At 45.5% G+C, this 13,480-nt stretch carries 8 protein-coding genes; 5 read left to right on the forward strand and 3 right to left on the reverse strand.

Annotated features, from left to right (window positions below):
* Positions 1-139: 139 nt before the first annotated feature.
* Positions 140-646 (forward strand): sigma-70 family RNA polymerase sigma factor, encoded by a 507-nt coding sequence (locus MHN02_RS00135; RefSeq protein ID WP_014980752.1) that lies wholly within the window; start codon positions 140-142, stop codon positions 644-646.
* Complete coding sequence (locus MHN02_RS00140; RefSeq protein WP_110289584.1) at positions 639-1,259, forward strand: hypothetical protein; 621 nt, start codon at positions 639-641, stop codon at positions 1,257-1,259. The genes MHN02_RS00135 and MHN02_RS00140 overlap by 8 nt, the downstream gene beginning before the upstream one ends.
* A 42-nt stretch (positions 1,260-1,301) precedes the next feature.
* On the opposite strand, the gene MHN02_RS00145 is transcribed toward MHN02_RS00140, so the two are convergent.
* Both MHN02_RS00145 and MHN02_RS00150 read right to left on the reverse strand, forming a co-directional pair.
* Positions 1,302-5,174 carry a translocation/assembly module TamB domain-containing protein gene (locus MHN02_RS00145; protein ID WP_239244036.1) on the reverse strand — a complete coding sequence of 1,291 codons (3,873 nt, stop codon included), beginning with the start codon at positions 5,172-5,174 and terminating at the stop codon, positions 1,302-1,304.
* Positions 5,171-7,009, reverse strand: a complete 1,839-nt coding sequence (locus tag MHN02_RS00150) for an autotransporter assembly complex family protein (RefSeq protein ID WP_168463753.1) — start codon at positions 7,007-7,009, stop codon at positions 5,171-5,173. Before MHN02_RS00150 ends, MHN02_RS00145 begins: the two co-directional genes overlap by 4 nt.
* Before the next feature lie 412 nt (positions 7,010-7,421).
* Between MHN02_RS00150 and MHN02_RS00155 the strand changes: the two genes are divergently transcribed.
* Both MHN02_RS00155 and MHN02_RS00160 read left to right on the forward strand, forming a co-directional pair.
* A complete protein-coding gene (locus tag MHN02_RS00155) occupies positions 7,422-9,410 on the forward strand; it encodes an alpha/beta fold hydrolase (RefSeq protein WP_239244038.1) in 1,989 nt (662 codons plus the stop codon).
* A 137-nt stretch (positions 9,411-9,547) separates the two neighbouring features.
* Positions 9,548-10,798, forward strand: a complete 1,251-nt coding sequence (locus MHN02_RS00160; protein ID WP_239244040.1) for a multidrug effflux MFS transporter — start codon at positions 9,548-9,550, stop codon at positions 10,796-10,798.
* 156 nt (positions 10,799-10,954) lie between these two features.
* Here the strand turns inward: MHN02_RS00160 and ilvC are convergent, their stop codons facing one another.
* A complete protein-coding gene (gene ilvC / locus MHN02_RS00165; protein WP_239244042.1) occupies positions 10,955-12,433 on the reverse strand; it encodes a ketol-acid reductoisomerase in 1,479 nt (492 codons plus the stop codon).
* Positions 12,434-12,590: 157 nt separating this feature from the next.
* Between ilvC and ilvY the strand changes: the two genes are divergently transcribed.
* A complete protein-coding gene (gene ilvY, locus MHN02_RS00170) occupies positions 12,591-13,463 on the forward strand; it encodes an HTH-type transcriptional activator IlvY (protein WP_239244044.1) in 873 nt (290 codons plus the stop codon).
* Positions 13,464-13,480 lie beyond the last annotated feature (17 nt).

Genomic DNA, 13,480 nt, shown 5'->3' on the forward strand with positions numbered 1-13,480 from the left:
TTACTGTTTTAACTAGTCGTTTGTTGCTTAAAAAAATTACAGCATTGACGAAAAAAGTTTGTAATAATAATTCGTGGGGGCAGACTGATAGAAGTAACACAATAAAATAACAACAGTTTTTGTGATTAGGGATGTGACGTTGGGGCAGGGTTTTGAAGATGTTTTTGCGCAATACGGGGCAATACTGAGCCGTGTAGCCAACAGCTATGAAGCAAACGAAGCGATGCAGCAAGAATTATTGCAAGAAATTGCTATTGCCGTCTGGCAGGGGCTGTCTCGCTTTAAGGGCGATAGCAGCGTGAAAACCTATATTTTGAAGATAGCTCATAACCGCGCAGTTACTCACGTAGCAAATCAAGTGAAGCGTCTCGATACCCATCAATATGACCACGATGATTTGGGCTCTGACGGGTTCGCGAGTACTACCCATTCACCAGAGGAAATGTCTAGTCAACACCAGTCATTAGAACGCCTACTTCGCGCGGTACGGGCACTTCCATTGCAGTCAAGACAAGTGCTAACGCTTTCTCTTGAAGGCTTAAGTTACGATGAAATTGCAGACGTCTGTGGTCTGACTAAAAATCATGTTGGTGTGATTTTAAAGCGCGCCAAGCAAAGTATCATGCAGGAGCAACCGCATGCATAATTCAGATAAAGAGAATCAAACGAACCCGCCCGTATCAGTAGACGATGCGCAAAATGATGGCCTTTCTGCGCTATGGCAAGCTCAGCCAGTTACGACTATCAACCTCTCGGAAGTAAAAGCCAGTTTAAGCAGCGAGCGAACCAAGCAACGCTGGTATATGTTGGTTGACTCCTTAGCGTTTATCCCAGCGATCTACTTGCTAGTTGTTACTTGGGAAAAGTTCACTTTTGTCGCCCACGCGATGTTTGTTTTTATGCTGGTCACGGCTCTTCCCCTGCTTGTTTATCAGCTGTGGTTAAGAAGAGTGGCCGCATTTTCAAAAGACACTCAAACCGCTGACCACCTAACGCAGCTAATAAAGCAAATTAAGAATAACGTGAAGATTGCTGTAATCACTAAACACTCGACATGGACTGCAGTGTTATTTGGATGTGCCTTTCTGGTGGAGCGCTATTTTTATGGGGAGCTTACCCCAGAGAAAGTTATGAAGATGGCTATAGTTATGACGTCCATGAGCGTTGTGATGCTAGTGTGGTATGTGTGGGCGAGCAAAAGACAAAAGCGTTTTGAGCGTCAACTCGAAACGCTTGAGAAGATGGCACAGCAGCGTTAAGGGCGCATGAGTGCAAAAGTACGATGTTTTGACTTTGAGCGCTTAATTGTTATTACTTGTGCTCGGAGTGCTCACCTTATCTTTCAGATCTTGCTCTGCGCTTTCATTGGACTCGTCAGATTCACTGTCGTCTTCATCACTATCTCTACGGGTTCTGTTATCACCCAAGAAAAACTCATAATAAAGGTCTAACGCGAACTCAGATTGGTCTTCCAGTGTGGTTTGAATGGCTTCTAAATATAAACTAGGTAGAAGCTGATATTTTACCGCCAAGTCAGGCGGTAGTTGTCTGCGTCGTAGCGTGCTATTAGCGTCGTTGTTACTTAGACCAACGTCCACATTGTATTCCACAGATAATCGCTCGTTAATCTGCCCTCTTACCGACAGTAAATCTTCGTTAGTGCTTAAACTAAAATCATCAATACCTAGCGCGCTTCCCACTTGCCCTGTCAGGGTTTTGGTGTTGGATAAACCAAAACCTACCAGCAGCGCAGCGTAGTTAGGATCTTGTGTGCCCGAGTTCGGTCCAGAACCTGTGAGTAGATATGACAATACGCCCTGTTGATCCATTGCAGGCTCAGAGAACAGGTTAATACTTGGCGAGTCAGCCGCGCCATCAATTCGGATACCTGCAATTACGTCGTCATCGGTTTTAGCCGGGTCGCGGATGGCTTCGACCAGCAACAAAGGTTGGTCAATTGGGCCGTTAAATTGTACTTCACCGGTTTGAATAATTAACTGTTGTCCGTAAGCGTTGTATCGACCATTTAAAATTTGAAGGTCACCATAGCCCACAAGTGCAGGTTGAGTGTTTACGCGAATGCCACCATACAAACTTGCAGTAAGGCCAAACGCTTCGAGTTTTACTTCTTCGGTTTTGTTTTTGTCGATGTTTACCAATACCGAAGCGTGGACGATATCTAGCGGTTCCTCTCTATCCGGTTCGCCACGCAGGTGCACGTCTTTTGATGGGGAAACAGCACTCTCAGGTAGCGACTCTATTTCAATTCTCGCCCAAGGAATATTTACCTCGCCACTCACGTCCACTTTTTCTTTTGTGGCGGCGATATCGATATTCGGTGATACCTTGAGTCGAATGTTTGGCTGACGAATTTCGAAACCGTTTCCTTTTAAATCAAATGTCGCACTGGGGTTGGATGACCAGTCTAACTCGCCTTTTAACGCCCCTTTTCCTCCGCCTAGTAAGAAGGTGCCGTCTAGAGCAGCGGTTTGACCATTAAGCGATACTTTTTGATTCCAATCGGCCAGTGTCACAGGTGTATCTTGTATATCGATAGCGCCATTTGAAACTGTCAATTCACCGTTAAGCGTAGGGTCGTCAATGTAACCACTTAACGATACGTTCCCGTTTAACTTTCCTGTAAGGGTTCTGATAGCAGGGGAAAGGGGTTTGAATGGTGCAACATTAAGCCCTTGCATCTCTAGTTTACCATCAAGTGGTATACGCGATTCGAAAGGACGGGTATTCAAGGTTAGTGTTGCATCCCCGACATCTTGGCTTGAGATCACAGACGTTGATGCTAACTGCCCCTGCTTTATCTCTCCTTTAGTTTCTATGGAGTTAATAGTGAGCGTTAGCGGGCGCGTTTCACCAAGTTGCCATGGCGCAGAACTCATAGACGCAGTAAATGTAGCATCGATTGGGTCGTTAGCTGAGTAGCTGCCTTTGGTTTTTACGGTAAGTGTTGCTTGTGAGGGGCTTGAAACAACAGTAGGCGCTAACTCGTTCGCCCACAACCCGATGGGCAGCGCCGTCGCGCTGATATCCCAACTGGCTTTGTTTTGTTGATAATTCACGTTTGAAATACACAGCTCACCTTCTTTTCGAGAGGTCCAACAGTGCTGACCTATTTTAGCCGTTATAGGTGTGGTGCCTATATCTACACTGAACGGGCTTGATAGCGTCCACTGCATATTAGCGAGCTTCAATGCGGTATCACTAATTTCTCCCACCCAGTGATTGTTAGTCCATGCACCTTTTAAAGACAGCCCAATATTATTGTTGGGCACAGCTAGGTCAATATCTGCGGTGTGGTCGCGATAGGTACCGTTAACTTTGATTTCGCCGTTCAATGGTCCTTGCTGCGCGGCAGAGGCATTTAAATTGGGTGACACAGCAATATTAGATAGGGCGAGTGTGCCATTAGCACTTGGGTTTTGCCAAGGACCGGCGGCTGTGATATTACCACTTATCGCACCTGTCACTTCTGGGTATAGGCTTGAAATAGCGTTAACGTTTATCGCAATATTTGCATTTAAATGCCGCTTATTCAGTACTTGAGCAATGGCGCGTATCGTGTTTCGCTCTTGCTCGTGTTCTTGAATGATATTGACGTTAGTAACGAATAAGTCGCTGGGGCCAGCATAAACCGCATTCCCTTTCACCTGAAGCGGTTTGCCCTGAAGTACACCCGAGACAGTCATATCTCTTAGGCTCATATGTAATCCGCCGCGCTCAGAGTATTGCAATATACTGTCTATTTCTCCGCTAATTTTTTCAGGCGCATAAGTGCTGAATTGCCGCCCTGATACATTCTTAAGCGTTGTCTTACCTTCCCACGCGATACTCTCATTTAGATAAAGGGTACCTGTGTTGGTTAAGCTCCCATCCAAAGCGTTTATATTGGCTTGATTAACAAAAATATTGTTCTTTTTCAGCACCACATCAAGTGATACCGGTACATTGCCAATGTCAGGCAATGTAGCTGCGCCAGCTCCTTTAAGTACGTAATCACCCATGGTGCCGGAAAGCGTTAACTGTCCTTCTTTAAGCGTAGTGTTTTCCACTGTCGGTATGGCTTGCTCTTGCCAGTTCGCAGTGAATTCTATGGGAAGGTTACTGTCTAGAATGTTGGCCATTAGGTTAGCGTTTGCGGTTACCGCGCCTTTGGCTACAACTGACAGCGTTAAGTCGTCCAACGCACCCGCGGCCGCTACACTCAGTTCTTGTGGTGTGTCGCCAAGCTTCGTTTTCGCGTTAATAGCCACATTTAATGGGAAGTTTCCGTCAAGTGTTGCGCTCGCTTTTCCTTTCACCTCACCTTGTTCATGTACAACGGTCATTTCTTCAATAGCGACATCGCTGCCCTTAAAGTGAGCCTCTAACAGCGAGATGAGTGAAATGTGCTGTTTGCTCTCCCCTTGAATTATGTGTAGATCTTCTACTAAAAAAGTACCAAGAGACAAAGGAATAGGCGTAGCTATATTTGGTAGTACGGGGACGTCGTAGCTTAGTGAGTATGACGTAGGCAAAGCGCTATCAGCACTTGGAGCCTGTTCTTTTTTGGGAGCAGGCTGCTCACTATTAGTTTCCGATGCATTGGTCATGGCTGCCGGTGTAGAGCTGGCAGCTTCATCTTGGTTTAGCAGAGCAATGCGAACACCTTTCGCGGCGATGCTGTCAAGTATGAGGTCGCTATTTCCTTCAAAATCGGTCAGCTCTAGTTCATCAATTTCTACTGTTGTCGTAAGTAGAGCAAGTTTGATATTCGTTAGCGCTAAATACCCAACATCAATGGGCAGCGGTAATTCAATCTGGCCACCTGAAGGTGCATCATCGGAAGAGTCAGGCGCGTTTGATCGCTGTGTAAGCGTAGCGTTTTCCAGCGTGACTTCATTGACACATACTCTAGGCTCAAACAAACAACGCCAGGTAATATCAATGTAGGCATATTGTGCAGACACCTTCCATTGCGGGTTTTCCCACTCAACATTATGCACTTCTAGTGTGTCAGCAAACCCACCGTCAATGGCATCGATGGAGAGGTTTTCAACAAACGTGTTGGCCAGTAACTTAACGGTAGGGCCGCCTAAGGGACTTATCAAAACGGCATACAACGCGACCAGTATAAGAACCGGTGAAAGTAAAATAGCCGAAAGCGTACGTTTTCTCATAGCTCAGGCCCCAACAAAATATGTAACTGCCATGTATTCTCGTCTGGCGCAAAGCCTCTTGCCACGTAAAGTCTGACTGGACCTATTGGTGAAAGCCAATGTACACCAGGTCCAACGCTATATGTCAGCGTTGTGCTGGTGTCGTTTGTTGCTGTACCTGCATCGACAAACGCTGCCACTCTCCAATTATCTGCCACTTGATAGGCATACTCTACACTCGATGTAGCAAGGTACTTCCCTCCAATAGAGTCAACAATGAGTTCTCCTGTTTCTGGATCAATGACTTCAGCTGTCGGAGAAATTTCGCGATAGTCGAAGCCGCGAACACTTTTATCGCCCCCTGCATAAAAACGCAACGACGTTGGCACCTCATCAAAACTATTGGTTTTAATAACCCCAGCTTCACCGCGTATGGTTATTCTGTGCACATTGTTAAAGGTACGGATAAGCGTGGCTTCAACCACGGCCTTGGCAAAATCGATATCAGAACCATAACCTTCTCTGCCTATTTGGGTGAGCATTTGAAGGTAGGTACCATTATTAATGTTGAGCTCACTGTCTTTATCGCGATAGGTTAACGAGTACCCGGGTAATACTAGGGACGTGGTGTTTGTACTCAATTCCCCTTGATCATAAGTTTCACGTAGATAGGTCACCGAGCCATCGTGTTGCCATGGTGAATTGTCATGTTGCCAGTAACGGTGTGCAGACAAAGATAGGGTTTCACTCTCAAAGGAAGTGTTGCTGTACTCTATAAATTGGTAACCCGCCTCTATACTCGCGTAATCCCGCGTTATGTTTCTCATAGGTATACGGTAGTCGGCAGTCACTGATTGTTCTGGCGCTGAAATGAAAATATCAGATGAAACAGAGTGCCCTTTACTATTCACCCAAGGACGCTCCCATCCTAAGCGAACCCGTGGGCCCGTGTCAGTGGCTGCGCCAACAGAAACGTTAAATGCGTCTGTAGGTCTGTGAAGTAACGATACCTCAACCGGTACCAGCAAACCATCAGCCTCACTTACAACCGGGCGTGCAATAACGCGGGTAAAATACCCAGATTGATTAAGGCTTCTGTTGAAATCGGCAAGTGTTGCTGAAGAGTACGCATCGCCTGTTTTAAACGGCTTTAGCCGCTCAATGATGGCTTTCGCTTTGTCATCGCCAATAAATTTTAGCTCTCCAAATTGGTACTGGGGCCCGCTTTGCGCAATCAAAAGTACGTTTGCTTGTTTTTCGTCACGCACTAGGTCGAGACGCGTCGCCTGCCAAAAATAATCAAAATAGCCATTAGATAAGGCGTAGTTAAACATGGACGACTTAAACGACTCGTAAATGGTTTGGTTTAACACGTCGCCTTCTTTAAGCTTTAGCGAATTAAAACGTTCTCTGAAAGCCTTATCTTCACGTCCTGCACCTATTATTTCGCGAGTAACTTTATTTATGGTAAGCGGCGCATTCAAAGCAACATTCACTGTAACCTTGTCGCCCTCTTCAATACTTACCTTGGTTTCGCTGTTGTAATAGCCATAGGGTTGAACCGCCGTCGCTACAGTTTCGCCGACTTCATCTTGCCAGTAAGGGTCAGTAAGCAACGATTTTTCCACGTCGAGACTGTTTAAATGCAGGCGGATATTATTACGCAGTTTGTCGTCTTCTACGCCCTGAATGTTATAAGAAATAGGGTCTTGGGCATGTGAAAAAGTAAAGAGAGCACACGCTAGCGTGCACAATGTACTGCCCACCAAAACTCGGACTGCTTTGGTGATTCTAAACATAAATTGTCGGAAAAGATGGTCTTGCAAACTGGCAAGCCCGCTCCAAATCGAAGGCATGAAAAGGCTAAGTCCTTAAGGTAACGCTGGGCTGTGAAGCTTACCGCTTGATGGTAAAATCCATATTATGTCTGTGGTTAATGATACCACATTTGCAATTTGTATCCGCAAACTACGACGAGAGATCAAATAATTGCGCTGACATCGGTAAATAATACCAATCCGCATAGATCATTGCCCACTGAGTGGGTAATGATCTATGCGGATTGGTATAGAATGCATTCAACGTATTTTCCTAACTAGAATGCCCGTCTTCAGAACATATCTGGCACATCCACTCACTGAACATAGAGCCTAGTATTGCTTTGTTTTTGTACATATGGGCATGAGTGAGTATACTCTGCGTAACTTAACTTCGAGTTTTTTGCCTAAGCTAAGTTCCACTAACAATAAAAAACAACAAGGGAATGTTATGTCTTCTAATAAGGCTCTCTTACCTACGACACTAGTTACTTTGCTACTGTTGGTTTGCTCTTTCTCCACACTGGGCGCAGATCAAACTAAGGCAGAACCCGAGTACGAAAAATTCAGTTCTTTGCCAACTTATTGGACTCCGTCGCTGTCACCCGATGGCTCAAAAATCGCTTTTGTTCAAAACGTTGAGCAAGAAGAAGCGTTTGCCATGCTTGCCACTTACGACTTAAAAAAGGGTGAAAAGCACTACCTACTGCGATCGGACAATGAACGCGTAAAAATTAACTGGTACAACTGGGTGAACAATGAACGGCTGGTGGTTAGCGCTCGTTACGAAACCCGCCGTGGCACCACGAAAGTTCACGACACACGGTTGTTAAGCATTAAGTTTGACGGTGAAGGCGGTGCATTCAACTTGGTTGAATGGGAGAGAATAAAGCGTCGAGCAGGTAACCCGAACCACATTCCTCAATTTCACGATGACGTTATCGACTGGCTGCCTGACGATCCAGAACATATTCTAATTGCCTTAGACGCTGAGGTGTTGGGGCTGCCGTCGGTTTACAAAATCAATGTTAATGATGGTGGCGTAAGTCGCATTATTCGCGGGAAAAAACGCATTAGAGATTGGATGACGGACCAACAAAATAACGTTCGTATAGGTGTTTCACTTGATTACGATACAGGAGAGCGAGAAGTCTTTCTAAAAGAAGGAGACGATTGGCGCACCTTATTTGCTTACAACGCTATGTCTGACAAGGGTGAATACCCAGTTGGCTTTGCAAAAGACCCAAATATTCTTTATTTCAAAGGTTATAAAGGAGACTTCCGTGCATTGTACACCTTAAACCTTACTACTAATGAGCGAACAGAGGTGTATGCTGATGAAGGGTATGATGTAAATGGTAGCCTTATCTATTCACCGGTTACCCGAGATGCAATAGGAGTACGCCATGACGGTCGACATTATTGGGATGAACGTTACGTTGCTCTTCAAAATGGTATCGATGCTGGTCTTCCTGATTACGACAATACCTTAGTGAGCTTTAGCGACGACGAACAAACATATATTGTTTATTCAGAGTCTGACACCTTACCAGGAGTTTATTTGCTGGGTGACCGTAAAGAAGGCACGTTAGTGATGCTTTTTGAGCAGTATGCTCAAATAGATCCGGCAAAATTATCTGAGCATACGTTAATTGAATATGAAGCCAGAGACGGCATCAAAATCGAAGCGTATTTGACCTTACCAAAAGGCGAAGGCCCATTTCCTACCATTATTCATCCCCACGGCGGCCCTGGAGCAAGAGATTTCAGTGGTTTCGACTATTGGACAGCGTATTTTACATCGAAAGGTTATGCAGTACTAAGGCCTAACTTTAGAGGTTCTAGAGGGTATGGGTACAGCTTTGCGCAAAGCCAAATGAAAGGTTGGGGCTTGGCTATGCAAGATGATATCACCGATGCGGCAAACTGGATGGTAGAGCAGGGGCACGCTGAGCAAGACAACATGTGTATTGTGGGCGCTAGCTATGGCGGTTACGCCGCCCTGATGGCAACTGTTAAAACCCCGGATCTGTTTAAGTGTGCGGTGAGCTTTGCTGGCGTAAGTTCACTTAAACACGTCGTCATTCATTCTCGCCGTTTCCTGAACAATGAATTCGTTAAAAATCAGATTGGGGACGATTACGATGATTTAGAAGCGCGTTCACCTTATTACAATGCGGAAAGTATCAAGACACCTATTTTACTTGTACATGGCGAAGAAGACCGTATTGTTCCGCCTCTTCACAGTCGGTACATGGCTGACGAATTGGAAGACCTCGATAAAGTCTTTAAGTATGTAGAGCTTGAAAGTGGCGATCACCACCTTTCTATTCAGCGTAATCGACATTTGTTTTTTAAAGAAATGGATGCATTTTTGGATGCGTATTTGAAACCAGCCAAAAGCGGCGAGACGATGGCGGCAGACCTTACAACCGAATAGCTTCCGTTAAACATGTCAGTATTTACGACAAACGCGTGTGAGTTGACGGCTTTTTAACCAAATTTCAGGTATACTATACAAGGCGCGAATATTCGCGCCTTTTTAATTTCCCCACTTTATTTCATATTCGAGACTTTATGCCCCAGACATCTAATGGCGTATCTGATGATACTGCAGTTGTGCAAAAGCCTGCCCTTGGCCTTGTTGAATTTGTTGCGTTGATGGCGACCATGACATCGCTGGTAGCACTCAGTATAGATGCTATGTTGCCCGCGCTTATTCAAATTGGTGAAGCTCTAAATGTAGAGGAGGCCCATCACACCCATTTGATTGTAACCGTGTTCTTTTTAGGCATGGCGTTTGGGCAAATGTTCTTTGGTCCTTTTTCAGACAGCCGTGGCCGTCGTTTAACTATTCTTGTGGGGCTGTGTATTTTTGCTCTTGGTACCTTTGTGTGCATGCTGGCTACCAACCTAGAGACCATGCTGGTGGGGCGGGTTATTCAAGCGTTTGGTGTTTCTGGTCCTCGAATAGCCTCCATGGCCATTATTCGTGATTTATACGTGGGTGATGCCATGGCAAAAGTCATGTCGTTTATCATGATGGTGTTTATATTGGTGCCCATGTTGGCCCCCATTATCGGACAAACGGTGATGGAATGGACGTCATGGTTCCATATTTTCACTATGTTCCTCATAGTGGCTACTATGGCTGGAATCTGGTTTTTCTCTCGACAGGGAGAAACCTTGCCTCGGGCGAAGCGCAGAAGATTCTCGCGCGCACATTTTTTAAAATCCTCAAAATTTATCCTGACCCACCCCGAAGTGATGGGTTACACCTTTGCGATGGGCTGTATTTTTGGGGCGTTTTTGGCGTATTTAAGCGCGTCACAAACCATTTTTACTGTGTTTTACAATGTAGGTGAATGGTTTCCCTATATCTTCGCTACTCTTGCCTTTTCTATCGGTCTTGCCTCTTACTTTAACGGAAAAATGGTAATGCGCTTCGGCATGCGCAAGCTCTGTCGATTTGCGCTTAAAGGCGTAAATTGTTTTGCGGTGGTGTATTTGGCACTGTTATTGGCTTACGATGGTCTGCCGCCGTTAATTCCGACTGTGGCCGTTATGTTTGTTGGCTTTTTCTTCGTGGGCATACTGTTTGGTAACTTAAACGCTATGGCAATGCAGCCTCTTGGCGATATGGCAGGCTTAGGTGCTGCAATTATTGGCTGCTTTTCAAGCTTATTCTCAGTGCCCGTTGCGCTTATTGTCGATAGTTTTTTAAATGGGAACTTGATGCCAATAGGTTGGGGTTTTCTTATCTTTTTTGCACTGGCTTATGTGTCAGTTCGCTTCGCTGAGCGTGTTCGGGAAGTGGTTGTTTCTTAACTAGGTAAGGTCAGTAAACGCTTTGGAGTAGAAGCAGTTCGCTGTAAAGAGAGATGTGACTTACTGAATTACAGGCATAAAAAAGCCCGACCAAAATGGTCGGGCAAGAGGGCTTAGTTAAGCACCTAACGACAGAAACTGTCTTAACCTCTGTTTTTACACAACTATGGCTTTCATGTCAGTCATGTAGCCACGCAGGGTTTTACCTACTGATTCCACACCGTGTGAACGGATGGCTTCGTTTATTTCAACAAGGCGTTTGTTCTCTACTTGATTAGAAGTAGCTGCTAAACCCTTACCGATAACGCTGGTATCAATGGTAGGCATAAATTTCTCTCGCAAAATCGGAATTGCTGCGTTGGCAAATAAATAGTTTCCGTATTCTGCTGTGTCTGAAATAACCACGTTCATTTCATACAAACGCTTACGTGCGATTGTGTTAGAAATAAGCGGTGTTTCATGCAGTGATTCATAGTACGCAGACTCAGGTAGAATACCGGCTTCAACCATTACGTCGAACGCAACTTCAACACCACACTTGATCATGGCAACTAACAATATGCCGTGGTCAAAAAATTCTTGTTCGCTGATTTCGCCTTCGTAAGCTGGTGCGTTTTCAAACGCGGTTTCACCGGTTTCTTCACGCCACTTAAGTAGGTTCGCATCGCCATTTGCCCAATCTTCCATCATGGTGCGAGAGAACTCACCGCTGATGATGTCGTCTTGGTGCTTTTCAAATAGCGGACGAAGTAAATCAGTTAACTGCTCAGAAAGCTCAAACGCTTTCACTTTCGCAGGGTTTGAAAGACGGTCCATCATGTTAGTCACACCGCCAATCTTAAGTGCTTCAGTGATGGCCTCTAGGCCGTACTGGATAAGTGCACCTGCGTAACCTGGGTCAATACCGTCATCAACCATTTTTTCGAACGCGAGTACGGCTGCTACTTGTTGCATTCCACATAAAATGGTTTGCTCGCCCATTAGGTCCGATTTAACTTCAGCCACAAATGATGATTCAAGTACACCTGCGCGGTCACCACCCGTTGCACTTGCTAGTGCTTTAGCCTGATCCCAACCTTTACCTTCTGGGTCGTTTTCTGGGTGCACGGCAATAAGTGTTGGTACACCAAAGCCACGCTTATATTCTTCACGTACTTCAGAGCCTGGGCTTTTCGGTGCACACATAATGACTGTGATATCGCTACGGATCTGCTGGCCTTCTTCAACAATGTTGAAACCGTGAGAGTAACCTAATGTCGCACCTTCTTTCATAAGCGGCATAACGGCTTCTACAACGCTAGCGTGCTGCTTGTCAGGTGTTAGGTTGTAAACCACATCAGCTTCTGGAATAAGTTGTTGGTATGTACCAACGGTAAATCCGTTACTTGAGGCGCGTTTGTAAGAGTCGCGTTGCTCATCAATGGCCGCTTGACGCAGCGCATAAGAGACATCTAACCCTGAGTCACGCATATTCAGGCCTTGGTTAAGACCTTGCGCGCCGCAGCCTACAATGACAATTTTCTTGCCTTTTAAGAACTGACAACCGTCAGCGAATTCATCGCGTGCCATGAAACGGCAGCGGCCAAGCTGATCTAACTGCTGGCGAAGTGACAGGGTGTTGAAATAATTAGCCATAAAAATTTCCGAACAACATTCATTTTTGTCAATATCAAACACCGACCTTGGCGTTGACAGACCTCGTCTATGACGACTTGGTATTGAGACTAAAAGATTTCTTTTGTTTTGGAAAATGATATATTTGCAAGATAATATTGCAAAAAGTGAAATGTATATGGATTTTCGTAGTCTACAGCTCTTTAATCACTTGGCTACCAGCCTACATTTTGGCATTACCGCCGAGGCCATGTATGTGTCGCCTTCTACGTTAAGCCGGGTTATTCAACGCCTTGAGGACGAGTTAGGCTGTACGCTATTCAAGCGTGACAACCGCAAAGTGGCGCTTACCCACAGTGGGCACAAGCTGCTGTCATTCTCTAAACAAGCGCTGGCAGATTGGCAGCAATTAAAAATAGATTTAAAAGAGGACAACGACGCACTACAGGGGGAGCTCAGCGTATTTTGCTCGGTTACCGCCAGTCAAAGCCACTTACCCGCTATGCTTAGACAGTTCAGGCAACAGCACCCGGGCGTTGATATACGCCTAATTACCGGCGATCCTGCCCTTGCGATAGAAAAAGTGAAAGGCAAACAGTGCGACTTATCTATTGCTATCTACACCCCTGATATGCCGACAGATTTACATTTCACTGCGCTTGATAATGTCCCTTTGGTACTTATTGCCCCAAGAGAGTGGCGACTTACTCAACTAAGCCAGTTGGACTGGACCAAACATCAGGTGATTATGCCTGAAACCGGCCCAACCCGTCGTACCGCCTATCACTGGTTTGCCGAACACGGTATTCGCCCTAACGTATATGCCTATGTAGGGGGAAACGAAGCCATTGTAAGTATGGTTGCTCTTGAATGTGGCGTGGGTTTTGTGCCTAAAGTGGTACTTGATCACTCCAGTATGGCCAATGCGGTAACCCAAATACCTGTTGAAGATATTGAGCCTTATGCTTTAGGTTTATGCTGCTTGCAGGATAAGCAAAACGAGCCGCTTATAAACGCCTTTATGCAGCTTAATTTGCAAACGCGTGGGTAAGTTTAAGGCATAGCTGG

The organism is Alteromonas sp. CNT1-28 (genome assembly GCF_022348345.1).
GTDB classification, from domain to species: Bacteria; Pseudomonadota; Gammaproteobacteria; order Enterobacterales; family Alteromonadaceae; genus Alteromonas; species Alteromonas macleodii.